This window comes from Maricaulis sp. (assembly GCF_017643475.1).
Classification (GTDB): domain Bacteria; phylum Pseudomonadota; class Alphaproteobacteria; order Caulobacterales; family Maricaulaceae; genus Maricaulis.
Genome location: NZ_JAEPNI010000002.1, coordinates 99,313 through 123,868, shown reverse-complemented (window position 1 = coordinate 123,868; position 24,556 = coordinate 99,313). Strand labels below are relative to the sequence as shown.

Annotated in this window: 34 protein-coding genes; 19 read left to right on the top strand and 15 right to left on the bottom strand. The window is 60.6% G+C overall.

Going from position 1 to position 24,556, the window contains the following annotated elements; genetic code table 11:
* The 5 genes from JJ889_RS07795 to JJ889_RS07775 form a co-directional block, all read right to left on the bottom strand.
* Positions 1-1,647 (bottom strand): hypothetical protein, encoded by a 1,647-nt coding sequence (locus JJ889_RS07795; RefSeq protein WP_291893427.1) that lies wholly within the window; start codon positions 1,645-1,647, stop codon positions 1-3.
* 69 nt (positions 1,648-1,716) lie between these two features.
* A complete protein-coding gene (locus JJ889_RS07790; protein ID WP_291893424.1) occupies positions 1,717-2,532 on the bottom strand; it encodes a DUF2145 domain-containing protein in 816 nt (271 codons plus the stop codon).
* Positions 2,519-2,698 carry a hypothetical protein gene (locus JJ889_RS07785; RefSeq protein ID WP_291893423.1) on the bottom strand — a complete coding sequence of 60 codons (180 nt, stop codon included), beginning with the start codon at positions 2,696-2,698 and terminating at the stop codon, positions 2,519-2,521. The genes JJ889_RS07790 and JJ889_RS07785 overlap by 14 nt, the downstream gene beginning before the upstream one ends.
* Positions 2,698-2,892: a hypothetical protein gene (locus JJ889_RS07780; RefSeq protein WP_291893422.1), complete on the bottom strand. Its 195-nt coding sequence runs from the start codon at positions 2,890-2,892 to the stop codon at positions 2,698-2,700. The genes JJ889_RS07785 and JJ889_RS07780 overlap by 1 nt, the downstream gene beginning before the upstream one ends.
* A gap of 112 nt (positions 2,893-3,004) precedes the next feature.
* On the bottom strand, positions 3,005-3,529 hold the full coding sequence (locus tag JJ889_RS07775) for a nuclear transport factor 2 family protein (RefSeq protein WP_291893421.1): 525 nt from the start codon (positions 3,527-3,529) through the stop codon (positions 3,005-3,007).
* A 104-nt stretch (positions 3,530-3,633) separates the two neighbouring features.
* Between JJ889_RS07775 and JJ889_RS07770 the strand changes: the two genes are divergently transcribed.
* On the top strand, positions 3,634-4,434 hold the full coding sequence (locus JJ889_RS07770; protein WP_291893420.1) for a LytTR family DNA-binding domain-containing protein: 801 nt from the start codon (positions 3,634-3,636) through the stop codon (positions 4,432-4,434).
* Here JJ889_RS07770 and JJ889_RS07765 read toward each other — a convergent pair.
* The 3 genes from JJ889_RS07765 to JJ889_RS07755 form a co-directional block, all read right to left on the bottom strand.
* Positions 4,431-5,282: a DUF2145 domain-containing protein gene (locus JJ889_RS07765; protein WP_291893419.1), complete on the bottom strand. Its 852-nt coding sequence runs from the start codon at positions 5,280-5,282 to the stop codon at positions 4,431-4,433. The genes JJ889_RS07770 and JJ889_RS07765 overlap by 4 nt on opposite strands.
* A 2-nt stretch (positions 5,283-5,284) precedes the next feature.
* Positions 5,285-5,569, bottom strand: a complete 285-nt coding sequence (locus JJ889_RS07760; RefSeq protein ID WP_291893418.1) for a hypothetical protein — start codon at positions 5,567-5,569, stop codon at positions 5,285-5,287.
* A 100-nt stretch (positions 5,570-5,669) separates the two neighbouring features.
* A complete protein-coding gene (locus JJ889_RS07755; RefSeq protein WP_291893416.1) occupies positions 5,670-6,458 on the bottom strand; it encodes an exodeoxyribonuclease III in 789 nt (262 codons plus the stop codon).
* 101 nt (positions 6,459-6,559) lie between these two features.
* Here JJ889_RS07755 and JJ889_RS07750 point away from each other — a divergent pair, with 101 nt between their 5' ends.
* Entirely contained in the window at positions 6,560-6,895 is a 336-nt protein-coding gene (locus JJ889_RS07750; protein ID WP_291893413.1) for a hypothetical protein, read from the top strand.
* Here JJ889_RS07750 and JJ889_RS07745 read toward each other — a convergent pair.
* The 3 genes from JJ889_RS07745 to JJ889_RS07735 are packed head-to-tail and all read right to left on the bottom strand — an operon-like array spanning position 6,892 to position 8,329.
* Positions 6,892-7,575, bottom strand: a complete 684-nt coding sequence (locus JJ889_RS07745) for a nitroreductase (RefSeq protein WP_291893412.1) — start codon at positions 7,573-7,575, stop codon at positions 6,892-6,894. The genes JJ889_RS07750 and JJ889_RS07745 overlap by 4 nt on opposite strands.
* 5 nt (positions 7,576-7,580) lie before the next feature.
* Entirely contained in the window at positions 7,581-7,940 is a 360-nt protein-coding gene (locus tag JJ889_RS07740; RefSeq protein WP_291893410.1) for a DUF1428 domain-containing protein, read from the bottom strand.
* Between the two features lie 59 nt (positions 7,941-7,999).
* Positions 8,000-8,329: an iron-sulfur cluster assembly accessory protein gene (locus tag JJ889_RS07735; protein WP_291893408.1), complete on the bottom strand. Its 330-nt coding sequence runs from the start codon at positions 8,327-8,329 to the stop codon at positions 8,000-8,002.
* Positions 8,330-8,410: 81 nt separating this feature from the next.
* Between JJ889_RS07735 and JJ889_RS07730 the strand changes: the two genes are divergently transcribed.
* From JJ889_RS07730 to JJ889_RS07685, 10 genes are all read left to right on the top strand, one after another.
* Positions 8,411-9,601, top strand: coding sequence for a deoxyguanosinetriphosphate triphosphohydrolase (locus JJ889_RS07730; RefSeq protein ID WP_291893406.1), 1,191 nt, complete (start codon positions 8,411-8,413; stop codon positions 9,599-9,601).
* Positions 9,602-9,690: 89 nt separating this feature from the next.
* Positions 9,691-10,554, top strand: a complete 864-nt coding sequence (locus JJ889_RS07725; RefSeq protein ID WP_291893405.1) for an SPOR domain-containing protein — start codon at positions 9,691-9,693, stop codon at positions 10,552-10,554.
* Positions 10,551-11,567, top strand: coding sequence for a beta-N-acetylhexosaminidase (gene nagZ, locus JJ889_RS07720; RefSeq protein WP_291893404.1), 1,017 nt, complete (start codon positions 10,551-10,553; stop codon positions 11,565-11,567). Before JJ889_RS07725 ends, nagZ begins: the two co-directional genes overlap by 4 nt.
* A 7-nt stretch (positions 11,568-11,574) precedes the next feature.
* On the top strand, positions 11,575-12,387 hold the full coding sequence (locus JJ889_RS07715; RefSeq protein WP_291893402.1) for a ScpA family protein: 813 nt from the start codon (positions 11,575-11,577) through the stop codon (positions 12,385-12,387).
* Entirely contained in the window at positions 12,380-13,186 is an 807-nt protein-coding gene (scpB, locus tag JJ889_RS07710; protein ID WP_291893400.1) for an SMC-Scp complex subunit ScpB, read from the top strand. The genes JJ889_RS07715 and scpB overlap by 8 nt, the downstream gene beginning before the upstream one ends.
* Before the next feature lie 67 nt (positions 13,187-13,253).
* Positions 13,254-13,472: a twin-arginine translocase TatA/TatE family subunit gene (locus JJ889_RS07705; protein ID WP_291893398.1), complete on the top strand. Its 219-nt coding sequence runs from the start codon at positions 13,254-13,256 to the stop codon at positions 13,470-13,472.
* Positions 13,473-13,475: 3 nt separating this feature from the next.
* Positions 13,476-13,880, top strand: coding sequence for a Sec-independent protein translocase protein TatB (gene tatB / locus JJ889_RS07700; protein WP_291893397.1), 405 nt, complete (start codon positions 13,476-13,478; stop codon positions 13,878-13,880).
* Positions 13,881-13,882: 2 nt separating this feature from the next.
* Positions 13,883-14,701: a twin-arginine translocase subunit TatC gene (gene tatC, locus JJ889_RS07695; protein WP_291893395.1), complete on the top strand. Its 819-nt coding sequence runs from the start codon at positions 13,883-13,885 to the stop codon at positions 14,699-14,701.
* A gap of 68 nt (positions 14,702-14,769) precedes the next feature.
* On the top strand, positions 14,770-16,047 hold the full coding sequence (gene serS, locus JJ889_RS07690; protein ID WP_291893393.1) for a serine--tRNA ligase: 1,278 nt from the start codon (positions 14,770-14,772) through the stop codon (positions 16,045-16,047).
* A gap of 2 nt (positions 16,048-16,049) precedes the next feature.
* Positions 16,050-16,970, top strand: a complete 921-nt coding sequence (locus tag JJ889_RS07685) for a YrdB family protein (protein WP_291893391.1) — start codon at positions 16,050-16,052, stop codon at positions 16,968-16,970.
* A 112-nt stretch (positions 16,971-17,082) separates the two neighbouring features.
* Here the strand turns inward: JJ889_RS07685 and JJ889_RS07680 are convergent, their stop codons facing one another.
* The 4 genes from JJ889_RS07680 to JJ889_RS07665 form a co-directional block, all read right to left on the bottom strand.
* Complete coding sequence (locus JJ889_RS07680) at positions 17,083-17,226, bottom strand: hypothetical protein (RefSeq protein ID WP_291893390.1); 144 nt, start codon at positions 17,224-17,226, stop codon at positions 17,083-17,085.
* Positions 17,227-17,247: 21 nt separating this feature from the next.
* A complete protein-coding gene (locus JJ889_RS07675; protein ID WP_291893389.1) occupies positions 17,248-17,436 on the bottom strand; it encodes a hypothetical protein in 189 nt (62 codons plus the stop codon).
* Between the two features lie 68 nt (positions 17,437-17,504).
* Entirely contained in the window at positions 17,505-17,885 is a 381-nt protein-coding gene (locus JJ889_RS07670) for a type II toxin-antitoxin system death-on-curing family toxin (RefSeq protein ID WP_291893388.1), read from the bottom strand.
* Positions 17,885-18,112, bottom strand: coding sequence for a hypothetical protein (locus JJ889_RS07665; RefSeq protein ID WP_291893387.1), 228 nt, complete (start codon positions 18,110-18,112; stop codon positions 17,885-17,887). Before JJ889_RS07665 ends, JJ889_RS07670 begins: the two co-directional genes overlap by 1 nt.
* 134 nt (positions 18,113-18,246) lie before the next feature.
* On the opposite strand from JJ889_RS07665, the gene surE reads away from it, so the two are divergent.
* The 7 genes from surE to JJ889_RS07630 all read left to right on the top strand — a co-directional run bounded on the left by surE (position 18,247) and on the right by JJ889_RS07630 (position 24,531).
* Complete coding sequence (gene surE / locus JJ889_RS07660; protein WP_291893386.1) at positions 18,247-19,041, top strand: 5'/3'-nucleotidase SurE; 795 nt, start codon at positions 18,247-18,249, stop codon at positions 19,039-19,041.
* 18 nt (positions 19,042-19,059) lie between these two features.
* A complete protein-coding gene (locus tag JJ889_RS07655) occupies positions 19,060-19,701 on the top strand; it encodes a protein-L-isoaspartate(D-aspartate) O-methyltransferase (protein WP_291893385.1) in 642 nt (213 codons plus the stop codon).
* Between the two features lie 126 nt (positions 19,702-19,827).
* Positions 19,828-20,748: a M23 family metallopeptidase gene (locus tag JJ889_RS07650; protein WP_291893383.1), complete on the top strand. Its 921-nt coding sequence runs from the start codon at positions 19,828-19,830 to the stop codon at positions 20,746-20,748.
* A 159-nt stretch (positions 20,749-20,907) separates the two neighbouring features.
* A complete protein-coding gene (gene yajC, locus JJ889_RS07645) occupies positions 20,908-21,198 on the top strand; it encodes a preprotein translocase subunit YajC (RefSeq protein ID WP_291893381.1) in 291 nt (96 codons plus the stop codon).
* A gap of 26 nt (positions 21,199-21,224) precedes the next feature.
* Positions 21,225-22,883 carry a protein translocase subunit SecD gene (gene secD, locus JJ889_RS07640; protein WP_291893379.1) on the top strand — a complete coding sequence of 553 codons (1,659 nt, stop codon included), beginning with the start codon at positions 21,225-21,227 and terminating at the stop codon, positions 22,881-22,883.
* A gap of 15 nt (positions 22,884-22,898) precedes the next feature.
* Entirely contained in the window at positions 22,899-23,855 is a 957-nt protein-coding gene (secF, locus tag JJ889_RS07635) for a protein translocase subunit SecF (RefSeq protein WP_291893377.1), read from the top strand.
* 76 nt (positions 23,856-23,931) lie between these two features.
* Positions 23,932-24,531 carry a urate hydroxylase PuuD gene (locus JJ889_RS07630; protein ID WP_291893375.1) on the top strand — a complete coding sequence of 200 codons (600 nt, stop codon included), beginning with the start codon at positions 23,932-23,934 and terminating at the stop codon, positions 24,529-24,531.
* The last annotated feature ends 25 nt before the right edge of the window (positions 24,532-24,556 follow it).

The following is a 24,556-nucleotide window of genomic DNA, read 5'->3' as shown; positions in this document are numbered from 1 at the left end:
TTACTCTGCCGGATTTCGCGCATCCAACGCGCGCAAGATCGCCAGCTGAGCCTCGATACTGTCACTTTCTCTCCGCGGGGATCGGTCTTCGACTGCAAACTGGCTGGCGGTCCACGCCGCCTGCAGTAAAAGTGTGCGCATGTCTTCGGTTAGTACGCTGGAACTCGCGGGGCCCGCGTAGACAGCGGCAAGGTGGAGGGTGTCCAGGTCCCTCTGCCGGAAGCTGAGATCCCTAATCATGGCTGCAGCGATCCTGTACTCGTCGCCCGGCGTTTCAAACTGCACATTCCGCCACATCCGACGCAATAACTCAGTTCGCTGTTCCGAGGCGGGAATAGTGCGGAGAAAGCGCATGGTCCGACTGGCAGCCAATGCCTCACCGACCGGCAAAGGTGCGAGCGGGTCGTGACGGTAAACGCTGGAAGAAGCCAGCAATCGCATGGCCGGTGAAACCATGTTGGCATCCAGCAGGGCGCGAATGTCCTCGCCAACACCCATCATGGGTGATGTAGCGACGAGGTGTTCGACGTGGGCATGAGCTAATACGTTTGCATCGAACCGGAGGAGGTCGATTGGGGCGTCCAGCGGAATGTGGGCGGCTGCTCGTTCGGCGCTACGAACAGCCAGCTCTTCCAGGCCAGCATCGAGAGCCGGTTGAATGCGCCTGGCATGTCCACTCCAACCGGCGGGATGGTCCTGCTCCAGCATCCATAGTCGAGAGCGCGCAGCTTCCAGATTGCCATGAGCGATGAGGTCTTGGGCATTCAGGAGCAAAAGTGCCCCTCTATTCCGCATGTGCGCCGTGGGCAGAACCGAAAGGTCCGGGGAACCCGGAATAGGTCGCGCACCGTCCAGCCAGGCCAGCCGTACCTCTGTCAGGGGCAGCACATCGTCTTCGGAAACACCTCGTCCCATCAGCGTTTGCAGGCGCCGGCTATCCTGTGTCACCCAGACACGGTCAATTTGCTGACGCAGCCGGGGCGTCCATGGCAATTGCCAGAAATCGAATTCCGGAAGTGCGTCCGGATTGTCGGCTGCCAGAAGCGTATCAACCAGACGGGCTCGCGCATCTAGCGCGCCCTGAGAATCTCCGAAAGCTTCCCGCAAATTGATATGAGACAACCGTTGCTCGACTTGCCAGTCTAGGTCGCTTTCAGTCGGGTCTGTAACCGGTGCGTTCAGCCATTTTTGCTGCACGGTTTCGCGAAACTCGATCAGCCCTGCCGCACCAAGAGCTGCATCCAGATCGAGTGCGGTTACCCGCCATTCCATGACGCTGTGCCGGGAAATCAGAGCGTCGATTTCGGTCAGCAAGGCTTCTTGCAGCGCGGCTTTTTGAGCGGGCTGGAAAGCCACCAGGCTTTCAGCCACGGGGCCCAGAAGACCGTGATCGTCCAATGGCGTGAACCGAGGCGAGGTGTGCTGTTGGATGGCGACAACGCGCTCGAACAGGGCATCGGCCAAATCCCGCTGGGGTGGCAGCGGTGCCAAATTGTCGAACGCATGAAGGTCCGCCTCAAGCTCTCCGAGGCGCTCTGCGTGCTGGTGCTGAAGCGTTTCACTGATTTGTTCGAGCACCCGGCTTTGTAGCGCAGGCGAAGCCTCTGGTGCGGCGACCAAATAGAGCGAGAGCAGAGATCCGAGCACAGTATTCATCCTTGAAGGTGGAGAATACTGTGCGCTTTGCGTCCTCTGATTGCAATTGGATGGAAACGATTAACCCGTCCCCCCGTCGACGGTCTCCACCAGAAAATCTGCTTCCAGCTCATAGACCGCGCTGGCAAGATTGAACCCGGTCATGAAATCGGCCATCGAGGCGAAGGTTGCGTTGCGGATGGGGCCGCGGTGATCGTCGAGACGGACCCGTTCGTCGACGGATGGGCCGAACATGCGCTCCAGCTGGCTGGTCTGGACGCGCGCGGGCTCGTACCAGGCCGCCAGATTGGTTTTCAGCGTGTCTCGGTCCGTCGTCTCCCAGGCCGCTGCCGCCAGCACGTCCAGCATGAATTCATTGCAGTTCTGGAAGCGCAGATCGTGCGGGTTGGAGATCAGAGAGTATTCCGGCTGGTGCAGGGTGTTGATGTCGCCGCTGGCAAACAGGCCGAGCAAGCGGCGCTGCATCTCCGGTGAGGGTACGATGATGCCGACCTCTCCGATCACATCGCCCTGGGTGAAGTTGAGCGGCCAGTCCTGGGCGAGGTGCGAGCGGCGACGGTTTTCCTCGCCGTAATAGAGATTGTGCACGGAATAACCGCGAATACGTTCGCCGGTTTCTGTCTGCATCTCCGAATAGACCCAGAAGGCGCCGTGCGTATAGCGAATGCCGTCGGGCAGGTCCTCGCGTGCGCGGCCGGTCCGGAAGACCAGGGCGATACGCGCGCCCTGGCCGGCAAGTTCCCGCTCGATCTGTTTGGCAAAATCAGCGCTGTCCTCGACCGGGAAGGGCGAGATCGGTGTCGCCCCGGAACCGGCTTCCGCCTCTCCCAGGACAAGGGCCAGAGCAGTGGCCGCGAGCAGTTTAGTCGTTGTCATGACGCTGAGCCTCGTAAGGCACGTCCGGCGGCGGGGCGACGACAACTTCATCACTGACGTCGAGCGGTTCCATGCCAAATCCCCAGGCCAGCATGTCCTCGGCGTACTCCGCGCCTTCCTCGATGAAGGCCGGGTCGCCGGTGACCAGGGTTGCGCCGGTGCTCATCATGATGACGGCAGCGCGGGGGCAATGACGACCGCGCCCGAGGCGAGTGTCGCCGTGACCTCGACAGAGGCTCCGGCGCTCTCGCCCGAGGCGCGGGCAGCGGGTGTTCCGGATTGGGTGGCAAAGGCACCCGGTGTGAGGACGAGAACACTCGCAAGGGTGCTGATGCAGAGTGTTGAGAGAGACCGTTTCATGTCCGCCTCCTTGTTCACGTGGTTTAACCATGTGGGCCCGGATTAGAAGGCTGGCGGTGAATCAAATTCAAACAAGGGGGAAATTTCGATTCACCGCGAAACGCTCTTTGCGTCAGTTGCGCGCATCCATGATGGCCGTGTGCTCGACCTTCCACATGCCGTCCGAGCGGCTGAGCACCAGGTGGAAATGCGTCCGGCGGGCGGTCTCGCCCGCATTGCGGGATTGGCCGCGATTGCCGTCTGTGTAGAGGTGCAGGATGGCGACATCATCGCCGACCAGGCGCGTGGATACACGGCGCATATTGGCGACTTCGGTTCGCGAGACCTGTGCTGCAAAAGCCGGGAAGAGGCGCTCCTCCAGGAAGACGGCAAGGCTCTCGCTGGACTGGAACATGCGCGCATAGGCGTTGATCCATTCGGTGTCTTCGTGGTGAAGCGCGATGAAGCTGTCGGTATCCTGTGCGCCCCAGGCGGCGGTATAGGCGGCGAGGAAATCGTACAGCTCGGCGCTCAGCGCGGCGTTCTGTTCGAAACCGGTTTCGCGGTAATCCGGGATCTCGCGGCGCTCCTGCGCATCGGCAGGGGCGATGTGGCTGATGGCGAGGAAGGCGAGGGGGAGGAGTTTGGTCAGTTTCACGAGGATGGTCCTTTCAGGTTTCGTTTTGCGTTGCGCTCGGCAAGCGCTTGATGAGCCAAACGAATTGCGCGAAATCTGATGTCGAACCAGCGGAGTGTCGCCAAATGTCCGGAACTGTCGTGAGTGGTCGCAGCCCGTCGGGACGCTATCGCGCGCCCTGGCACCATAACTGGCGGCTCCTGGGTGGGCTGATCCTCTTCATGGGGCTGAATTACGCGTTTTCTGATGCGTTCTCGACGGGGAATCTGCCCCTCTGGCACCGGCTGGCACTGTGGTGGCTGGTGGCCGGGTTGATGGTGGTGCAGCCGGTGCTCATCGACTGGCAGCTTGCGCGTTTGCTCCCGCGGACCCGGGTCGGCGAGATCGGCGGTCTGGTCTGCGCCACCCTGCTCAGCATCCCGCTCATGGCGATGGAGCTGGAAGCGCTTAAACGCACACCCATCCTGCCCAAGGAGCCTGACCCGTGGATGGAGTTCATTGTCTTTCTTGCTCCGCCTGTGGTCACGGTGGCCGGCTTTGTGCTCTTTCTGCGCCTCGCCTGGGAAGAGCTTTATCTTGAGCCCGAGGTCGCGACGCAGACCCATGCGGAAGCGAATCCGCAGCCTGACGAGCGGTCCGATTTGTCAGGTGTGCTCTACGTCCAGGCTCAGGACCACTATCTGGAGATTGTCAGCGATACGCGCCGGCGTTTCGTGCGCGGACGGCTAGGCAAGTATATCGGTGACGGTGGTGCGGCACTCGGCACCCGGTGTCACAGGTCCTGGTGGGTGGCGGATCGCGCTGTTGTCTCTGCGCTCAAGGACGGGCGGGACTGGAAACTCGTGCTTGCGGACGGGCAGCGTGTCCCGGTCGCGCGCTCGCGTGTGGAGGTCGCGCGGGAAAGAGGATGGCTAAGAGAGGCTTAGTCCACTGCTGTGGCTGCTGCCTCGCCGCCGCGATAGACCATATCCTCGGCGCGGGAATAGGGCGCATCAATCTCGAAGATCTGGTCCTCGTCTGCCAGGTCAAATGCCAGCATGAAATCGGCCAGGGAGGCGAAGGTCGCCGTGCGAATGCCATCGCGCTGGTCGTCGAAACGCAGGCGCGCGTCCGTTAGCGGTGCCAGGAAGCGCTGGAACACGTTCAGCTGGACACGGGTCGGGCGGAAATAGGCGTCAATATTGACCTTGATCTGCTCGCGGCTTGCGGTCTGCCAGATGGCCGAAGAGACCACGTCCAGCATGAATTCGGTACAGTTCTGGAAACGCTCGTCGGCCGGATTGGACAGGAGCGAGTATTCGGGGTGGTGCAGGGCCTCAAAATAGGGAGAGGCGATGACGTCCAGAATGCGACGTTGCATCTCGCGATTCGGGATGATCACACCGACCTGACCAACGGAGTCCCCGCGCGTGAAATCGAGCGGCCAGTCCTGGTAAAGACCGGACAATGTTACCGGATCGATCTCGTGATAGAGATTATAGACCGCATAACCATACTGAGTGCCGCCGCCCAGAGTCGGGACAGGCGCATAGACCCAGAAGGCGCCGTGCGTGTAGCGGATTTCGCCTGGCAATTGTGAACGCTGGCGCCCGGTGCGAAAGACCATGGCGACATAGGCCCCGCGGGAAGCGAGCTCCTGTTCGATCTGTTTTGAGAAATCCGCCATCTCGCGAAGGGAGAAGGCATCGACCGGCTCGCTGTTGCTCTCCGCCTGCGCTGTCGGGGCAATCGCCAACGCGGCAACAAGGGAAAGACAAACGAGCAGGAAACGCATGATCAGTTATCCGGACCGGAACGGCGGGAATTGTCGACAATCACTGCCTCACCGAGCGGAAGCGGTGCGTCTTCATCCTCGCCCTCACTCTCGCGGCGCTGGGCGATGCGCTGGGCGTCGCGCGCATAGTTGCGGGCGCGATCCTGGGTCGAATCATCACGGGCATAGTTCACGCCACGCTCGGACAATTCCTCTTCCATCGCGTTGGCCGGTTGTTGCTGGTCCTGGGCCAGTGCAGCGCCGCCAGAAAAGGCAAACGTGCAGGCAGAAACGAGTAGCAGGCGCATGGATCTCCTGTCCCCTTGGTTCGTTAAAGCGACATTAACACACTTCCTGCGTGAACCCAGTGTGAATTTTGCTCGTTGAGGGGGAGTGCGCGTGTTTGGCCTAAAGCGCGAAGGTGCCCACAATCGGAATGTGGTCGGAGGCTTTCGGCTCACCGCGCGTCTTGCGGTGGATGTCGATCTTTTCGAGGGCGTCGGAAGCTTGCGGCGAACACAGGAGATGGTCGATGCGGATGCCATTGCCTTTCTGCCAGGCGCCGCCCTGATAGTCGTAGAACGTGTATTGATGACCCCGCCCGTCGAGCTGTTCAAAGGCTTCGGTCAGACCGAGCCAGCGGAGCTTCTTGAAGGCGGCACGTGTGGCCGGCAGGGCGAGCGCGTCATCGGCCCAAACCGCCATGTCCCAGCAATCGCTGTCGCGCGGAATACAGTTGTAATCACCAGCCAGGATCAAAGGTTCTTCCAGCTCCAAAAAGCCCTTGGCGTGGGCGTAGAGACGTTCCATCCAGGCCAGCTTGTAGTCGTATTTGGGGCCGGGCGCCGGATTGCCATTGGGCAGGTAGATCGAGGCTACGCGCACCGGACCGCTCTCCGCCGAGATCACGGCTTCGATATAGCGGGCCTGCTCATCCTCATCATCGCCGGGAAGGCGCGCGGTGCATTCCTCTATCGGGTAACGCGAAAGGATGGCGACACCATTGTAGGATTTCTGGCCGTGGGTCTCGATATTATAGCCCAGATCCTCGATCTCCATGCGTGGGAAACCCTCGTCCACCGTCTTGATTTCCTGCAGGCAGACGACATCCGGCTTGGCCTCGCGCAGCCAGTCCAGCACGTTGGGCAGGCGGGCCTTTACGGAATTGACGTTCCAGGAAGCGACGGTCAGGGTCATGGGAGAATCTCGAGCGGCTGTTGGCCTCAGTGTATGGCGTTCGTCGCGCGAGGAAAGCGGGGGATGTAGATGGATCTCGTGCTGTTGAAACGGATACCGGAATGCTGAATCTGCTCCAACTGCTTGCCTGGCTGCTGGCTCTGGCCTGGTTCGTGATCCTCTCGTTCGTATTGCTTAACCCAATGGCGTTGCTGGACGTGCCTTCCGAGGTCGCTGGCGGCCTCTGGGGGCTGCAGCTGCTTTGGATGCCGCTGGCCGTGGTTGTTCTGGTCGTGGCGGCTACACTCACGATCAAGCAAAAGCCGCGAATTGCTTTTGACTTGGTCGTTCTTGCGCCACTGCTTTGGTATCTTTTCGTTGTGAACCCACAGATCCGGGACGCGGAATATCAGCAATACTTGATTGATTGTGGTGACGTTCGTGGGGGGAAGCGTTAAAATCCTTCAAACACCGCGAACTCGTTTACCTCGACCCGTTCGGAGCGCAGTGAATTCACTGCCGCATCCGGATCGGCATGTCCCAGGGCCAGGCCGCACCAGATGCGCTGGTCTTCCGCGAGGCCCAGTGTGGTGGCGATGGTCTTGTGGCGGGTCATCCAGGCTTCCTGGGCGCAGGTCGCCAGGCCCTTCTCTTCGGCGGCCAGCATGAAAGCCATGATGAACATGCCCAGATGGCCCCACTGATTGGGGTTCATCTCCTTGTCGAGGCTGAAGAAGATGCCGACCGGGGCCCCGAAGAACTCGAAATTCGACAACAGGTGATTGAGGCGTCCGGCCTTGTCCTCTCGAGGGATACCAATCGTGTCATACATCTGCTCACCCAGCTCGAAGCGGCGGGTGCGATAGGGTTCCCAGAGCTTGTTGGGATAGGCGCCGAACTCGTTTTCATCCTCGAAGGGCGCCGCCTCCAGTCGTGCCCGCACAGCGTCGATGACACGCTGGCGCGCTTCACCGGCGACGACGTGCACATTCCAGGGCTGAAGATTACCACCGGACGCTGCCCAGCGGGCCGTGTCGAGCAATTCCCGGATCTCGGCCTCGCTGACAGGCGTGTCCAGAAAGGCGCGGGTCGAGATGCGACGACGCATCACGGCGGAAAGGGAGGTGTCAGTGGTCATCAGGCTCAGCTCTGGCGAAGGACGATGGTTTCGAAGCTTCCAAAGATAAGGCGCTGGCCGTCAAAGGGCATGTTATCGGGTGTCATGCCGGACTGCATTTCGTCGGAAAGCGCTGGCATGGCCTTGTCGCGCGCCTCCTTGGAGGGCCATTCCACCCAGGAGAAGACGACCGTTTCGCCGTCCTTGAGCTTTACAGCTGCCGGAAAGGATGTGGTTTCACCCGGTGGGACATCCACGCCCCAGCATTCACGGACCGTGCTGGCGCCATGCTTGATGAAGAGTTCGGCCATGTCATTGGCGACCTTGACGTAATCTTCCTTGTTCGCAGTGGCGACCGGAATGACAAACCCGTCGACATAACTCATGGCATCCTCCCGAGGTTTTTCAGGAGTTTGGACCAGAGCGATTCAACCGTCGAGTGAAATCAGACGGAAAAACTCGTTCCACAGCCACAGGCCGCAGTGGCGTTGGGATTGTTGATCTTGAAGGCTGCGCCGATCAGCTCGTCGACATAGTCGATTTCCGAGCCTTCCAGGAAGGGCAGGGAGGCTTCGTCGATCAGCACGCTGGCGCCGTCAAGCTCGATGACCAGGTCGTCACCGGCTTTCTCATTGGCCAGGTCGAACGTATAGGAAAAGCCGGAGCAGCCGCCGCCGACCACGCCGACGCGCAGAAATTGCGCGTCCGCTTGGGCCGCCATGATGGTGTTGATCTGTTTAGCTGCCGAGGCAGAGAGGGTAACGCTGAGGCTCATCGTTTTGAAAACTGGCTATTTCCGATCGTGTGTCTATAGGTATATGGACCTCTCTGATGCCTTTAGGAAGGCCCCCATCTGATGACAATTGCGGCAACCGACCGGTCTCGTGCGCCCTATGCCTCCCATCCCTCGCAATCTCGCGGGCGATTTTTTGGTCAGGCTGACAGTGCCATGCGCAATGCATTCCAGCGCGATCGCGACCGCATCATCCATTCCGCAGCCTTTCGCCGGCTAAAGGAAAAGACCCAGGTTTTTGTGGCGCATGAAGGTGATCAGTACCGCACGCGTCTAACCCACTCGCTGGAAGTCGCGCAGATTGCCAGAACCCTGGCGCGGGCGCTGGGTGCGGATGAAGACCTTGCCGAGGCGCTCGCCCTGGCACACGATCTGGGCCATCCGCCCTTCGGGCATGAAGGCGAGCGTGTGCTGGCCGATCGCATGAAGGCGTTTGGTGGCTTTGATCACAACGCCCAGACGCTACGTGTGATCACCAAGCTGGAAGTGCGTTATCCGGAGTTCGACGGGCTCAACCTGACCTGGGAGAGCCTGGAGGGAATCGTCAAGCATAATGGCCCTCTGATCGGCCCCGGACGCGAGGTCGAGGATCTGGCCTGGGCGTTCACCGATTACGCACACTGGCAGGAATTGGAGCTGGATACGCATGCGGGGCTTGAGGCCCAGATCGCTGCGCTTTCCGACGATATCGCGTACAATAATCACGATATTGATGACGGTATCCGCTCCGGAATTCTGGAGGTGGAGCCGCTGCGAGAGATCCCGCTGATCGGCGGGATATTCGACCGGGTCGAACAGCGTTGGCCCGATATCAACAAGACCGTGAAGACCCATGAAGTGGTGCGCGAGCTGATCGGCATCATGGTCGGCGATGTGCTGGAGGAAACGCGCCGCCGTCTCGCCGTGCACAAGCCGGACAGTGCTGATGACCTGCGTCGGCTGTCCGAGCCGGTCGTGACCTTCTCCGAAGACATGATGGAAACGCTGGCCGTGCTGCGTCGCCATTTATTTGCCCACATGTACACGCACTACAAGGTAAATCGCATGATGAGCCAGGCTGGTCGCGTAACGCGTGATCTGTTCGATCTCTACCTGTCAGACCCGGGAGTGTTGCCAACGGAAGTCCAGGCGCAGTTCGAGGGACAGGGCGAGGAAGCGGCGGCCCGGGGCATCTGTGACCACATCGCGGCGATGACCGACCGGTTTGCGATGGAAGAGCATCGCCGTTTGTTTACCGTGCAGGGATATTTTTAGTCAGCGCGAGAGACGGGCATGCCAGATTTCAAATGCTATCTTGGAGCATCCTTTCCGATTCGCGAAAGCACTGAACAGGCCAGACAAGTATGACGGACGACGACGACTCCCGAATTGGCGCTTATGCGCCGCCGGCGGATGAATTTGAGACCTTTGATGCCCGCGAGGAAGAAAACCGGCGCGGAACCTTATTGTTGACAACGGCGATCGCGGTTCTTGTCCTGTTTGTCGGTGTCGTCTGGAGCGCCTTCAACCAGGGTGTGCGCGAGCGTGACGAAGCGCCGCGGCTGCTGGCCGAGGTCGAGCCCTATCGCGAACGCCCAGCTGATCCGGGCGGCGAACAGACGCCGGACACCAATCTGGATGTCTATAATCGCCTGACCGGTGACAATGATGGCGACGAGGATGTCTCGCCGCGTCCGGCAGCAGAGGAGCCGCTGGAAGACACGCGGCCGTCACTGCGCATCGAGACCGTTGATGCCGATGCCACGGAAGCTGCCCAGCCCGATACCAGCCAGCAGATCGAGGAAACTCCGCTGGAGGAACCGACCACGGATGTAACGCCGCGCCAGGCTCCGGACCGGCCACAGCGTCAACCGGATCCCGAGCCTGAGACCCGCGAGCCGGAGCCTCAGACCCGCCAGTCGGAAACCCGACAGCCGGATCCCGATCCCGAGCCGGTCATTCCGGCTGCGACACCTGCGGGTGACTGGGTCGTACAGATCGCCTCCTTCCGCTCCGTCGTGGACGCCGAAGCGGCCTGGCTCGCTTTCCAGGGACGTTTCTCCGACATTTCCAGCGGCCTCGGCCCGGATATCGCCTCTGTCGAGATTGCCGAACGCGGCACCTATCACCGCCTGCGCATTGCTGCGTTCTCCACGCGCGATGACGCGGTGAGCTTCTGCTCAACCCTGCAGGGGCGTGGACAGGACTGTCTGGTGGCGCGTCGATGACCGCCCGCGCCATGATTTACGGGCTCGGCGGAACCGAGCTCTCCAAGGACGAACACGATTTTTTCCGCGATGCCGACCCCTGGGGGTTCATCGTCTTTGCGCGCAATATCGACACGCCGAAACAGCTCGCTCGCCTGACCATGAGCCTGCGCGATTGTGTGGGGCGAGATGCACCGATCCTTGTCGACCAGGAAGGCGGTCGCGTGCGCCGCCTGCGCCCGCCGAACTGGCGCGAAATGGTGGCAGCGGAAGTCTATGCCAACCTGTTCAGGCGCGAACCGGAAGCGGCCATCGAGGCCGTCTGGCTGAACCACCGCCTGATGGCGGAGGAGATGCGCGCGGTCGGTATTGATGTGGACTGTGTGCCCTGTCTCGATCTGCGAATTCCGGGCGCGGATGCCATTATCGGTGACCGGGCCTTTGGCGAAACGCCGGAGCCGATCATCCATCTCGGCCGGGCTGCGATCGAGGGCGTCCAGGCCGGAGGCGTCGCGCCGATCATCAAGCATATCCCCGGTCATGGCCGAGCCGATGCGGACAGTCATCTCGAACTGCCCGTGGTCGAGGAAGAGCACGAGCTGCTCTCTGAAACCGATTTTGCGCCCTTCAAGGCACTCAATGATGCCGTCATGGCGATGACGGCCCACATCGTCTATCGCGATATCGATCCGGAGCGTCCGGCAACGACCTCTGATGTGCTGGTCAACCAGGTTATCCGCGAGGAGATCGGCTTTGACGGCCTGTTGATGACGGACGACTTGTCGATGAAAGCGCTGACCGGCACGTTCCGCGAGCGTGGCGAGGCCTCAATCGAGGCCGGCTGTGATCTTCTGCTGCACTGTAATGGTGATCCTGGCGAGATGCGCGGCGTGGCCGAGGCGGCGCCTGAATTTGCCGGCAAGGCGCTGGAACGCGCACAGGCGGCCGAGGCCGTGCGCGAGGAAATCGAGAGTTTTGACGCGCGTGAGGGCGAATCACGGCTGAATAGCCTGCTGGAACTGGTTTCCGCATGAGCAGGATGTGAGCGACGACTTCGAGGAAGACCTCCGCTTTGAGGCGGCAGAAGAGGCCGAGACAGATTCTCTTGTCGTGGATGTGGACGGATTTGAAGGTCCGTTACACCTGTTGCTGGCGCTCGCGCGCAAGAAGAAGATCGACCTCGCCAAAATCTCCATTCTTGAACTTGCCGAGCAATATCTCGCCTTCATGGCCGAGGCCCGCCGGCTGCGCCTGGATCTGGCCGCGGACTATCTGGTGATGGCGGCCTGGTTGGCGTTCCTCAAATCCAAGCTGCTTCTGCCCAAGCCCAAGAAGGATGACGAGGAGGCTCCGGCCGAGGTGATGGCAGCGGCCCTGGCGTTTCGCCTGCGCCGTCTCGAGGCGATGCGAGCCGCCGGCGAGGCGCTCTATGCCCGTCCCATTGCGCAACGCGATGTGATGATGCGCGGAATGCCGGAAGGTGTGCGGTCCACCCGTTCGGTCGTCTATGAGGCTGAGCTGTATGATCTTTTGAAAGCCTACGCCCATCGTCGTTCGCTTCAGGCGCGATCCACCTATCGGCCGTACGTGCCCAAGGTGTATGGCCTGGAAACTGCAAGAGGCAGGCTGGAGGGGCTGATCCCGCAAGTGCGTGATTGGCAGGATTTGGACAGCCTTCTGCCGGAGGAGCAGGAGCTGGGCGAGGACCCGCCGCCGCGGCGGTCCGTGCGAGCCAGTTCGATGCTTGCTGCTCTGGAGATCACAAAAGAAGGCCGCGCGCGTCTCAGACAACGCGAGGCCTACGCACCGCTCTTTGTCCGGAGCGAGAAGCGGGATGAGGGAAAAGATGAGTGACGACGAGCAGGGCGCCCCGGAAGACCCGATTTCCCAGGCCATCGAGGCGCTGAAAGCCCAGGCCGCTCATCAGGGCCCGGTCGAGACGGAAGAAGATGTCGCCCAGACGCTGGGCCTGCGCCTCGCCGTCGATACCGAGCGCAAATACATGCGCATCCTGGAAGCGCTTCTCTTTGCGGCGGCCGAGCCGCTGGACGAGGAGACGCTGATCGGCCGCCTGCCACTGGAAGCGAATATCCCGACCTTGCTGAATATGCTGCAGGAAGACTATGCCGAGCGTGGCGTGCGTCTGGTCGAGGTTGGCGGACGCTGGCGGTTCGAGACCGCGCCGGATCTCGCTGAAGTCCTCAATGAGGTGCGCCAGGAGCCGCGCAAACTCTCCCAGGCTGCGCTCGAGACCTTGTCGATTATCGCCTACCACCAGCCCGTGACGCGCGCCGAGATCGAGGAGATTCGCGGTGTCGCAGTGTCCAAGGGCACGCTGGATCTGTTGTTCGAGCTGCGCTGGGTGCGCCCGCGTGGCCGCCGTCGTTCGCCGGGACGTCCGGTGACCTATGGCACCACGCCGCTTTTCCTGGAGTATTTCGGGCTCAAGACGATTGGCGACCTGCCGGGGCAGACCGATCTCAAGGCGGCGGGACTGCTGGATCCGCGTGTGCCGCCGGACTTCACCGTGCCGGACCCGGAGCGTCATATCGAGGAATCCCTGCTGGAAGACCCGATGGATGAAGAGGAGGCTCACGCCTTCCACATCGACTTCATGGCCGAGGATGAGACCCCGGAAACCGAAACACCCTGATTGAGGGGTTGGACGCCGCGCCACAACTGCTTTAGACCTGTTTCAAATGGTTTAGACGGAGGGCTTGATGGCTCCGGGTATGTGGCAAATCCTGCTTGTTGTTCTTCTCGCTGCCGTACTGTTCGGCGGGCGCGGAAAGATCGCTGCGGTCATGGGTGATTTCGCCAAGGGCATCACCAGTTTCCGCAAGGGTCTGAAGGATGATGAGGACGAAACGGCAAACGACGCCGAAGACACCTCTGCCATTCGCGACGAAAGCCGCGACGACGAAAAAACCGGGAGCTAAGCCATGAGCCCCGGCATCGGCATGCCGGAAATGCTGGTGGTGCTGGTCCTCGCCCTTGTCGTGGTCGGCCCGCAGCAGCTTCCCGTTCTCATGCGGCGTGTGGGTCGCATGGTCGCGCAGGCGCGTGGCATGGCCAAGGAATTCCAGGCAAGTTTCGACGAAATCGGTCGCCAGACCGAGCTCGACGAGCTGCGCAAGGAAATCGAGGCCCTGAAAAACGCCAATCCGATCGAAGAGATCAAGGGCGAGATCGACCAGGTCGCGCTGGAAGCCCAGAATGACGAGATCCGCAAGCTGAAAATGGCCAAGGCGGACCCGTTTCCGCCGGCGCATCCGCGCAAGCCAATGTCCAAGCCTGTGAACAAGCCGGCACCCAAGCCGCAAATCGCTCCGGAAGACGAAGAATAGCCATGTCCCATATCGAAGAGGACGAGGTCGAGGCCAGCCGCGCGCCGTTGATGGAGCATCTCGTGGAGCTGCGCCAGCGCCTGTTGCTGGTCATCGCGTTCCTGGTGGTCGGGTTCGTCGGCTGTTTCACCTTCTCGACCACGCTGTACGAGCTCTTGCTGCTGCCCTATCAGGAAGCCGCTTCGGCGACCCGTGGCGTGCCGGTCGACGAGCTGGACCTGACGGCCAATTTCTTCGCACCGCTGGAGTTCTTCTTCGTCCGCCTCAAACTCTCCCTGGTCGGCGCCATTATGGTGATCTTCCCGATCATTGCCTGGCAGATCTACGAGTTTGTTTCTCCCGGTCTCTACAAGAATGAGAAGGGTGCCTTTGCGCCCTTCCTGGTGCTGTCGCCGATCCTGTTCGGCCTGGGTGTCGCCTTTGTCTATTTCATCGTCCTGCCGATGGTCATGCGTTTCTCGCTGGGCCAGGAACAGGTGGGTGCGGATACAGGGCTCTCCATCGAGCTTCTGCTGAACGTTTCGGACTACATGAACCTGATCACCACGCTGATGCTGGTGTTCGGGATCTCCTTCCAGATGCCGATCCTGATGATGCTGCTGGCCAAGGCGGGGATTGTGCGTTCCACAACCATGCTCAATGGCTGGCGTTTCGCGGTTGTCGGCATCGCGCTGTTTGCTGCCTTTGCCACGCCGCCGGATCCGATCTCGCAAATTATGCTCGGTAGTGCCTTGCTGGCCCTCTACTTCCTCTCGATCGGGGCCATGAAACTCATGGAACCCAAGCTCGAGGACGAAGAAGAGACCTCATCCGACAGCTGATCGGTTTACCTGCCCGCCGGGCAGGGTTATAGCCGCGTCACTATTTTCCTCCGTCCGGACCTGAACCCATGCATGATATCAAGCTGATCCGTGAAGAACCTGCCCAATTCGATGCTGGCCTGGCGAAACGCTCGCTTGAGGCCCAGTCCGGTCGCCTGATCGATCTGGACAAGAAGGTGCGCGAGGCCAAGACGCGCCAGCAGGAAGCCGAGACCGAGCGCAACACCCTGTCCAAACAGATCGGTCGGGCAAAAGCCCAGGGCGATGAGGACGAGTTCAATCGTCTGCGTGGCGAGGTCGATCGCCTGAAAACGGTGCTGGAAGAAGCCAGCGAGGAGGCGCGCCATTTCGGCGAAGCCCTCAATCAACACCTGGCAGCCCTGCCAAACTTGCCGGAAGACGGTGTGCCGCAAGGCGCGGACGAGGCGGACAACGCCGAAGTGCGCCGCTGGGGCGAGCCGAAATCCTATGATTTCAAGCCGCGCGATCACGTCGATCTCGGTGAGGGCCTGGGCCAGATGGATTTCGAAAAGGCGGCCGAACTGTCCGGTTCGCGTTTTGTCGCCCTGAAAGGCCCGCTGGCCCGTCTGGAACGCGCGCTCGCGCAATTCATGCTCGATGTGCACACGACCCAGCACAACTATACCGAGGTCAGCCCGCCTTTCCTGGTGCGCGACGAGGCCATGTTCGGCACGGGGCAATTGCCCAAGTTCGCCGAGGATCTCTTCCGTACGACGGATGATCGTTGGCTGATCCCGACCGCAGAAGTGCCGCTGACCAATCTGGCGCGCGACACCATCCATGACGAGACCGCTCTGCCGATGCGCATGACGGCCTTCACGCCGTGTTTCCGCGCCGAGGCCGGTTCGGCTGGCCGGGATACGCGCGGCATGATCCGCATGCACCAGTTCCAGAAGGTCGAGATGGTCTCCATCGTCGCGCCGGAAGAGAGCGAGGCAGAGCTCGATCGCATGACCGGCTGTGCGGAAAAGATCTTGCAGCTGCTGGATCTGCCGTATCGCGTCATGCTGCTGTGCACGGGCGATATGGGCTTCTCCGCCAAGCGCACCTACGACCTTGAGGTCTGGCTGCCGAGCCAGGACACCTATCGCGAGATTTCGTCCTGTTCGAACTGCGGTGACTTCCAGGCGCGCCGCATGAATGCGCGTTACCGCAAGGAGGGCGAGAAACGTCCGGCCTTCCTGCACACGCTCAACGGCTCCGGCGTTGCTGTCGGCCGGGCCATGCTGGCGGTGATGGAAAACCATCAGAACGAAGACGGCTCGATCACCATCCCCGAAGCCCTGCGCCCCTATATGGGCGGGCTGGACAAGATCGAGGCCTGATCATGGTGGCGGGTCTGGGTAACCGGGACAATATCGTTTCGTCCCTGACCCGCTTCATCCTCGAACTTGTCGCTTGGATTGCCGGACCGTGGGCCGTATTTGCAGTCTATGGCTGGTCGGGCGCCGCGATAGCGCTCGTCGGGCTCGTGGCTCTGCCAGCGGTGTTCTCTACCCGCGGTGACAAGAAACACGTCATCATCCCGACCCCGGGCCCGATCCGCCTGTTGATCGAATTCTTCCTGTTTGCCGTCGCCGGCTACGCTGCCTGGCAGGTCTGGCCAATCGAGGCTGCCTGGGCAGTCTGGGGCGCGATCGGCGTGGGTGTGCTTGCCGGGATGCCGCGCTCGATCTGGTTGCTGCGTGGGGCGCCTGAGCGGGAGGGGAACGGTGTTGCTGTGCTGGCCGACGCGCCGCGCTCGACCCGGCTGATGCATGGTGCGTCAGAGCGGAGCGAGAATGATCCCGAGAGCTATCTCATTGAGGGTGAAATTCATCTTTTGAAGTGCACCGATGGGGAAGACACTCTGCCAATTCTTGTGGTTGTATCGGATACCGATCAAGGGCTTGATGGCGTCGTTTCATTAACTTCACCGAACCGTCAAGCGGTGGTGTTGGCGATCGCGGAGCCGGATGAATGGCACGACTTGGCTAACGAGGGCGGCGATGCGTTGGAGCAGCGCGTTTCGACGTTGATGGGGGAAGAATTCATCTATCCACGCCTCTCGCGCGTTGAGCGCACGTCTTCCGCACAAGGGTCAAGTTTTCAAAAATATCTGAAGAACCGCCCATCACCGTTGGTTCACTACCGTTGTAGCTCTTGCCCATCTGGAGAGGCGGTGGCGGAGACGGTAGTGACGGTGGAGGAATTCCGGGCTGCGGGGGGCGACGTTCTTCTAAGTGATCGTCGCTTGGAACTCGCATAACGGCTAGATGTGGGGCATGGGGTTGCAGTCACGCTTTGACTTGAATTCCGGAAATGCCGCTCTCGTCATCCCCGACTTGTCCGGAGGATGACGGGACCGATTGCGAAACCCGCTAATCCGCCACCGCCGCCACAGCCACGATCTCCACCAGGTCAGACCCTGCCAGTTGCGCGCCCACACAGGCCCGTTGAGGCCAGTTCTCCCGGCCGCCGATCCAGTCTCGCCAGATTGCGTCGAAGACCGGCTTTTGTCTCATGTCGGAGAGGTAGACGGTGACCTACAGGAGCCCGGAGCGATCGGTGCCCGCTTCGTGCAGATGTTTGTCCAGATAAGCCAGACACAGTCGGATCTGTTCGGCAATGTCCTCGCTGTCCGAGGCGGCCGTGGCCACGGTGTAGACGAGGCCGTTATGAACGACGATGCGGGACCGCCCCGGAACTGAACCGGGGAACCGCTGGATAGTCATGATCTTCTCCCTTTGTCGCCAGTATGGGCGCAGACTTGGGGAAGGCAGCAAGTTAAGGAGCAGACAGCTTATTCGGCCGGCAAAACCACGTGTTCGCGCAGCCAGGGCTCAAGTTTCTCGAAGCTGAATGTGCCGGTTTCGTAGAGGTCGAGAATGAAGGTGATTGCTGTCTCCACATCGGCAGTCAGTTCATAGCCGTTGAGCCCCAGAAAAATGTCCATGGCGGCGAATGCGGTGCGCTTGTTTCCGTCAACAAACGGGTTGTTCTGCGACAGGCTTTCCCAGAGTGCGGCGGCCTCCTCGATGATGTCGCGATAATATCCGGTCTGCGGGCGGTGTAGCGCGGCTTCAAGCTGACCCGGGTCACGCAATCCCCTGGCGCCTCCAAACCGAGCGATCTGGGCCGCGTGGATTTCGAGGACCAGTTCGACCTCGAGATAGTCCCGCATCACTCGGCCAGCTTTTTGTAAAGTGCGTCGTACTTGGCCATGGATTTCTCATGCAGGGCCATGGCACGGTCGCGCTTTGAACCCGCACGCTTTTTTTCGAGCATCGAGGCGACAGCTTCTTCGACAAGCGTCTGGATCTGTCGCCCCTCGGCCTTTGCTAGGTCGCGCAACTCCGCCAGCAAGGCGCTATCGAGCTGGGTTGCAAACTTCTCTCGCTGGACTGTCATGCTGACCTCGTGAGTTCCATCATGATGTATCATGATATCACAAGCCGGAGAGCCAACAAGTTTTCCGCAGGCGATGCGATGGCCAGGCGGACAAATTGGTCTAGAACCAGTCCCAGACAATCGACGAGGCTGCCATGATCCCTGAAAATCCCCGCATTCTGCTGACCAATGATGATGGTATCCGCGCCCATGGCCTGAAATCGCTGGAGAAGATCGCCCGCGAGCTGTCCGATGATATCTGGATCGTGGCGCCGCACGAGGAGCAGTCCGGGGCAGGGCGTTCGCTGACCTTGCACCAGCCCTTGCGGGTACGTCAGTGGGATGAACGGCGTTTCTCGGTCACCGGTACGCCGACGGATTGTGTGCTGATGGGCATCCAGGACCTGATCCCGGATCGCCAGCCGGACCTGGTCCTGTCGGGCGTCAATCGTGGTCAGAACATCGCGGAGGATGTGACGTTCTCCGGTACGGTGGCCGGTGCCATGCAGGGCATGCAGCTGGGCATTCCGTCCGTGGCGTTGAGCCAGGCCTATGGATTCAAGATCGATTCAACGATCCACTGGGAAACCGCCGAGACCTATGCCGCGCCCATCCTGCGCCGCCTGTTCGACCTGAAATGGCCGGAACACGTGCTGATCAACGTCAATTTCCCGGATTGCCCGCCGGATGATGTCACCGAGGTCGAGGTGACCCGTCAGGGTCAGCGCGACCAGCACATATTGCATGCCAAGAAACGCACGGACCCGCGCGGGGTCGACTATTACTGGCTGGATTTCCACGGCAAGCTGTCCAACCCGCCGGAGGGTGTCGATCTGAAAGCCATCTATGACGGCAAGATCTCGGTCACGCCGCTTCACATGGACCTGACACACGGCGAGACTCTCGGCAATCTGAAGAGCATGCTGGGTGGCGTGCCGCCCAAATCCTGACGCTGAGAAGGCTGGTCGATGTCGTTTCCTGATCCCCGGATGATCCAGCTGGTGATGTCGCTGCGCGGTGGCGGGGTGACGGATATGGCTGTTCTGGCGGCGATGGAGCGGACACCGCGCGAGGTTTTCGTTCCGGAGCGTTTCTCCGACCAGGCCTTTGATGACCGGCCGCTGCCGATTGACTGTGGCCAGACGATCTCCCAACCGCTGATCGTCGGTCTGATGACCCAGGCCCTGAAGATCGGCGACCGCGACAAGGTGCTCGAGATCGGGACCGGGTCGGGCTACCAGGCCGCCATTCTCTCCAAGCTGGCAAGGCGTGTCTATTCGGTCGAGCGCTATCGCACCCTCTCAAAGATCGCCGAGGAACGGTTCCACGGGCAGGGCATCAACAATATCGTCACACGCATCGGTGACGGCTCGCTGGGCTGGCCGGAACAGGCGCCCTTTGATCGCATCATCCTGACCGCTTCGGCGCCCAAACGCCCGGACAGGATCCTGGAACAGCTCAAGGATGGTGGCATCGCCGTCGCGCCTGTGGATCGTGACAAGGAGCAGATCCTTGTGCGTTACGACAAACAGGACGGTCAGATTACTGAGACGGATCTGATGACGGTGCGTTTCGTGCCGCTGGTAAAGGGCGTCGCCAAGGCGATGTGAGCCAGGGTGTAGCCGGTGATTCAATATTCGAATCACAACGCGCTTTCCTGCCTATGGATAACCGCTGGTTAAAACTTCTCTGGCTTGATGGGCTGTAACTGTTCATCCGGAGATCCGTCCGAACCCATGCGTCTGCCCGTTGTCATAAGCCTTTTTGCTGCGCTGAGCGCCAGCCTGTCGGCTTGTGCGGCGACCAGCATTCGTGAGCCGGCACGGGTCCAGTATCGCAATGCCTCGCCCTATACGACGGCGTCCGGTGCCGTGGTGCGCCGCGATTGTCGCAATGGCTATGAGGTGCGCGGGGGCGATACATTGTCCGAGGTGGCCGAGCATTGCGGTGTCCCCATGCGCGAGTTGGCCGAGGCCAATGGCCTGAACCGCCCCTATACGCTGCGGGTTGGCCAGCGCCTGGATATGCCGCGCCCGCCTGTGCATGTCGTACAGCGGGGCGAGAACCTTTACCGTATTGGCCTTCGCTACAATATTCCCTTCCAGCAACTGGCCAGCCACAATGGCATCGGTGCACCCTACGAGCTGGAAGTCGGTCAACAGATCCGTTTGCCGATTGGTGCCCGTGCCAGCAATGTCTCTGCGTCCAGCACGCGTTCCACCAGCAATACCTCACGCAATACCCGCAACGCCCGTGTTGAACGGTCCGAGCCGGCCGCCAATGCCCCGCGCTTTGACTGGCCGATCCGTGGCCGGGTGATTTCCAGCTTCGGCCGCACGTCTGAGGGCGGTCGCAATGACGGTATCAATATCGAGGTTCGCCACGGTGCCGAGGTGCGGGCGTCTGCAGCCGGCCAGGTCGTTTACGCGGGTGGTGAGCTGGATGGTTATGGTCAGCTGGTGCTGATCCGTCACTCTAATGGCTATGTTACTGCCTATGCGCATAACAGCCAGTTGCTGGTGCGCGAGAGTGACCAGGTCGAGCGTGGCCAGGTGATCGCGCGCGCCGGTTCAACCGGCACAGTGGACAGTCCGCAGCTTCATTTCGAGATCAGACGCGGCGTGAATCCGGAAGACCCGATGGCGCATCTGCGCTGATGCCAAAAAGCGCCGTGACGCTGATGAACGAAAATCAATAACCGCTTGGCCTTGTTGCAAGTGTCCGGGACACCGATATAGTCCCGGCCAACTTCTTTTGGGCCGGATTCTGTCCGGCAGCAGACAATAGCGGGAGCTTACGCTCAAATGACACCGGAAATGACGCAAACAATCATCATGTTCGGCCTGATGATTGCGGTCCTCTACTTCTTCATGATCCGTCCGCAGCAGAAGCGCCAGAAAGAGCACCAGGCTTTGCTGGAAAGCCTGAAGAAGGGTGATGAGGTCGTGACGCAGGGCGGTATGATCGGCAAGGTGACCAAGGTTGCTGAGGGCGAAGTCACCCTGGATGTTGGCGAAGGCGTCAAGGTCAAGGTGGTCAAGTCGACCGTTCTCGACGTCCGCAATCGCACCGCTCCGGCTGCTGCGAACGACGCCGAAAAGTCCTGATTTCCCAGAATATTGGATAGTCCGCCATGATGCACTTCGGGCCTTCGAAACTCATCACGATTTTGCTGGTCGTCCTTTTGGGCGTCCTGTTTTCCGTGCCCAATGTCGTGCCGTATGAACAACGGTATCAGCTGAATGATGCGGGCGAATACGAAGCCCAGGGCGTCTGGCGCTATATTCCAAGCAGTTCGGTTAATCTCGGTCTCGATCTGCAGGGCGGTTCCCACATCGTCTTCCAGGTCAATATGGCTGAAGTCCGCGATCAGCAGCTCGAGGCATTGCGTTCCGATGTCGAGCAGGCGCTGCGTGTCGATGGACGCCGCATCTACCGTTCTGTAGCCGTGATCGGCGATGAGGTCGTGGCCATGACGGTCCAGGCCGAGGATCGCGACACCGCTCTGCAACGCATGCAGGATCTGTCCGAACCGGTCGACCAGCAGCCGGGCGCATTCTCGATCGACCAAACCCTGGAAGTGGTCAGCGGTGGGGCTGACGAGCCCAATGTGGTGCGCGCTCGGATCACTGACGAGCAATACGCCGCCATTGAGAGCCGTACGGTTCAGCAGTCGATTGAAGTTATCCGCCGTCGCCTGGACGGCATGGGCACGACAGACCCGACCATCGTTCGTCAGGGCGACAGCCGGGTGCTGGTTCAGGTCCCCGGTGCCGATGACCCGCGTGCGATCATTGAACTGGTTGGCGCTTCTGCGTCCATGAGTTTCCACCTGGTGGATGAAACCATCGATCCGGGTATCGACGGGCAGGCCCGGGTTCCCCCGGGGCGCGCGGTTTTCCCGGTCGCCTCCAGTGACGGCGGTGGTTTTGTGGTTGTTCACAGCCGCGCAACGCTGACCGGCGATAATCTTGCCAATGCCAGTGTCACCACCCACCCCAACTATGTCGGCCCGGTTGTCGGCTTCCGCCTCGATACGCAGGGTTCACTGGTTTTCGGTGAGTTGACCCAGCAAAATCGCGGTCGCCGGTTTGCTATTGTACTGGATGGTGAGGTGATCTCCTCGCCGCGCATCAATGAGCCGATCCTGTCCGGTTCCGGTGTGATCGGTGGCGGTTACACCTACGAGTCGGCTACGAACCTTGTGATCCTGTTGAACGCCGGTGCACTTCCGGCGTCGCTGACACCGGTCGAGCAGCGCAATGTGACGCCGAGCCTCGGTGCGGACCAGATCGAGAGCGGCCGCCTGGCCGTGATGATCGGTTTTGGCCTCGTGATTGTCTTCATGGTCGCGGCCTATGGCATTCTTGGCCTCTTCTCCACGCTGGCCCTGCTGGTCAATGTGGTGTTGATCCTGGGCGGGTTGTCCGGACTTGGGGCAACGCTGACCCTGCCGGGTATCGCCGGCATCATTCTGACCATTGGTATGGCGGTTGACGCCAACGTCCTGATCTATGAGCGCATCCGAGAGGAATCGCGTAAGCCGAACTCCAAACCGGCCAAGTCGATCGAGACGGGCTATCAACGGGCCCTGGCGGCCATTCTTGATGCCAATATCACGACGCTGATCGCCGCAGGCGTTCTGTTCATGCTCGGTGCCGGCCCGGTCCGCGGTTTCGCGGTTACCCTGGGCATCGGTATTATCACCTCGGTCTTCACGGCCTTTGTTTTCTCCCGCCTGCTTGCGGTTGTCTGGTTGCGTGCAACCAAGCCGCAGAAACTGCCGGTTTAAGGGGAGGGTCACGACATGTCTTTTGCTCTTGTTAAATTCCTGCCGTCCGGAACGACCATTCCCTTTATTCGCAACCGTATGGTGGCGTTGGGCGTTTCGATTTTCCTGATGATCGGGTCACTGGCTGCATTCGGTGTGATGGGGATCAATTTCGGTATCGATTTCCGCGGTGGTGTTCAGGCGGACGTTGAAACTGCCCTGCCGGTCGAGGACATCCGTGCTGTGGCCGACAGTCTCGGGCTGGGCGAGTCCAAGATCCAGGCGTCGGTTGCCGCCGCCGGTGAGCGTCGCTCCGTACTGGTGACCATGCCGCTCCAGGAAGGTGAGGGGCTTGAAGGTGAAGAGGCCCAGAACCAGGCAGTTCTGGATCTTCGTGCTGGCCTGGAAGCTGGCATTGAAGATGCCCAGATCCTGGGTACAGCGACCGTTGGTGGCGCCGTTTCCGGCGAGCTGGTGGTCAAGGGTGTCACCGCGATCGTGGTCGCGCTCTTCTTCATGCTGATCTATATCTGGTTCCGCTTCGAGTGGCAGTATTCGGTTGGCGCCATCGTGGCCCTGACACACGACGTCATCGCCACGATCGGGTTCTTCTCGATCACCCAGATGACGTTCGACCTTGCCACGGTCGCAGCCATTTTGACGATTGTCGGTTACTCGATGAACGATACCGTCGTCGTCTATGACCGGATCCGCGAGAATCTGCGCTCATACAAGAAGTTGTCGGTCGAGGAGGTTCTCAACCTGTCGATCAATGACACGCTGTCGCGGACCATTCTGACATCCGTGACCACGCTGCTGGCGCTGCTGGCCCTCTACCTGATCGGTGGAGCCACGCTGCAGGGCTTCTCCGCCGCGATGATCTGGGGTGTCCTGATCGGTACCTATTCCTCGATCTTCGTCGCTGCTCCGTTGCTGCTCTTCACCAATGTGAATCGCTCCACGGAAGAAGACGTCGACGTCGTGAAATTCTAGGCGATTAGCGTTTCACGCGAATTGTTGTAATTTCCCCTCCTCTTGCAATCGGTTGATTCTCGGGGAGGGGAATTTCATGGCCGCTATTCTGACCAATCTTCGCACGACGGTGCATGTCTCGCTGGCGCTCGCGATACTGTATTATGTCGGCTATGTGCTTGCGGGCGGGACCGCGCTGAACTACGAGGCCATCGCACGCTGGACCCATGTGGTTGCCGGCATCATGTGGATTGGCCTGTTGTGGTATTTCAACTTCGTCCAGATCCCCAACATGCCCAATATCCCGGACGATCAGAAACCGGCGATCGGCAAGGTGATCGCACCGGCCGCCCTGTTCTGGTTCCGCTGGGGGGCCGCTGCGACTGTCCTGACCGGTCTCATTGTCGCTGCCCTGCGCGGTTACCTTGTTGAAGTGCTGAGCCTTGGTCTGCTGGCCGACGCCTACACGCCGCAATATTCCTTCATCGGTATCGGCATGTGGATGGCGCTGATCATGGCCTTCAATGTCTGGTTCGTGATCTGGCCCAACCAGAAGATCGCCCTGGGCATTGTCGAGGCAGACGCAGATGCCAAACCGGCCGCCGCGCGCACCGCAATGCTGTTCTCGCGCACCAATACGCTGCTCAGCTTCCCGATGCTGATCGCCATGTCGATGGCCCAGACCCTGTTTGGCTGATCCGACGGCCCACATAAAGAAGAAG

Coding starts and splice junctions, on each gene's coding strand:
- JJ889_RS07685 (WP_291893391.1), top strand. CDS start 16,050: ATGGTGGCGGGTCTGGGTAACCGGGACAATATCGTTTCGTCCCTGACC.
- tatC (WP_291893395.1), top strand. CDS start 13,883: ATGTCCCATATCGAAGAGGACGAGGTCGAGGCCAGCCGCGCGCCGTTG.
- JJ889_RS07755 (WP_291893416.1), bottom strand. CDS start 6,458: ATGACCCTGACCGTCGCTTCCTGGAACGTCAATTCCGTAAAGGCCCGC.
- JJ889_RS07750 (WP_291893413.1), top strand. CDS start 6,560: ATGCTGAATCTGCTCCAACTGCTTGCCTGGCTGCTGGCTCTGGCCTGG.
- secD (WP_291893379.1), top strand. CDS start 21,225: ATGATGCACTTCGGGCCTTCGAAACTCATCACGATTTTGCTGGTCGTC.
- JJ889_RS07745 (WP_291893412.1), bottom strand. CDS start 7,575: ATGACCACTGACACCTCCCTTTCCGCCGTGATGCGTCGTCGCATCTCG.
- JJ889_RS07665 (WP_291893387.1), bottom strand. CDS start 18,112: ATGACAGTCCAGCGAGAGAAGTTTGCAACCCAGCTCGATAGCGCCTTG.
- JJ889_RS07630 (WP_291893375.1), top strand. CDS start 23,932: ATGGCCGCTATTCTGACCAATCTTCGCACGACGGTGCATGTCTCGCTG.
- JJ889_RS07655 (WP_291893385.1), top strand. CDS start 19,060: ATGTCGTTTCCTGATCCCCGGATGATCCAGCTGGTGATGTCGCTGCGC.
- JJ889_RS07740 (WP_291893410.1), bottom strand. CDS start 7,940: ATGAGTTATGTCGACGGGTTTGTCATTCCGGTCGCCACTGCGAACAAG.
- serS (WP_291893393.1), top strand. CDS start 14,770: ATGCATGATATCAAGCTGATCCGTGAAGAACCTGCCCAATTCGATGCT.
- JJ889_RS07770 (WP_291893420.1), top strand. CDS start 3,634: ATGTCCGGAACTGTCGTGAGTGGTCGCAGCCCGTCGGGACGCTATCGC.
- JJ889_RS07765 (WP_291893419.1), bottom strand. CDS start 5,282: ATGCGTTTCCTGCTCGTTTGTCTTTCCCTTGTTGCCGCGTTGGCGATT.
- JJ889_RS07785 (WP_291893423.1), bottom strand. CDS start 2,698: ATGAGCACCGGCGCAACCCTGGTCACCGGCGACCCGGCCTTCATCGAG.
- yajC (WP_291893381.1), top strand. CDS start 20,908: ATGACGCAAACAATCATCATGTTCGGCCTGATGATTGCGGTCCTCTAC.
- JJ889_RS07675 (WP_291893389.1), bottom strand. CDS start 17,436: ATGACTATCCAGCGGTTCCCCGGTTCAGTTCCGGGGCGGTCCCGCATC.
- secF (WP_291893377.1), top strand. CDS start 22,899: ATGTCTTTTGCTCTTGTTAAATTCCTGCCGTCCGGAACGACCATTCCC.
- surE (WP_291893386.1), top strand. CDS start 18,247: ATGATCCCTGAAAATCCCCGCATTCTGCTGACCAATGATGATGGTATC.
- JJ889_RS07650 (WP_291893383.1), top strand. CDS start 19,828: ATGCGTCTGCCCGTTGTCATAAGCCTTTTTGCTGCGCTGAGCGCCAGC.
- JJ889_RS07760 (WP_291893418.1), bottom strand. CDS start 5,569: ATGCGCCTGCTACTCGTTTCTGCCTGCACGTTTGCCTTTTCTGGCGGC.
- JJ889_RS07790 (WP_291893424.1), bottom strand. CDS start 2,532: ATGACAACGACTAAACTGCTCGCGGCCACTGCTCTGGCCCTTGTCCTG.
- JJ889_RS07730 (WP_291893406.1), top strand. CDS start 8,411: ATGACAATTGCGGCAACCGACCGGTCTCGTGCGCCCTATGCCTCCCAT.
- nagZ (WP_291893404.1), top strand. CDS start 10,551: ATGACCGCCCGCGCCATGATTTACGGGCTCGGCGGAACCGAGCTCTCC.
- JJ889_RS07670 (WP_291893388.1), bottom strand. CDS start 17,885: ATGCGGGACTATCTCGAGGTCGAACTGGTCCTCGAAATCCACGCGGCC.
- JJ889_RS07705 (WP_291893398.1), top strand. CDS start 13,254: ATGGCTCCGGGTATGTGGCAAATCCTGCTTGTTGTTCTTCTCGCTGCC.
- JJ889_RS07680 (WP_291893390.1), bottom strand. CDS start 17,226: ATGAGACAAAAGCCGGTCTTCGACGCAATCTGGCGAGACTGGATCGGC.
- JJ889_RS07735 (WP_291893408.1), bottom strand. CDS start 8,329: ATGAGCCTCAGCGTTACCCTCTCTGCCTCGGCAGCTAAACAGATCAAC.
- JJ889_RS07780 (WP_291893422.1), bottom strand. CDS start 2,892: ATGAAACGGTCTCTCTCAACACTCTGCATCAGCACCCTTGCGAGTGTT.
- JJ889_RS07725 (WP_291893405.1), top strand. CDS start 9,691: ATGACGGACGACGACGACTCCCGAATTGGCGCTTATGCGCCGCCGGCG.
- tatB (WP_291893397.1), top strand. CDS start 13,476: ATGAGCCCCGGCATCGGCATGCCGGAAATGCTGGTGGTGCTGGTCCTC.
- scpB (WP_291893400.1), top strand. CDS start 12,380: ATGAGTGACGACGAGCAGGGCGCCCCGGAAGACCCGATTTCCCAGGCC.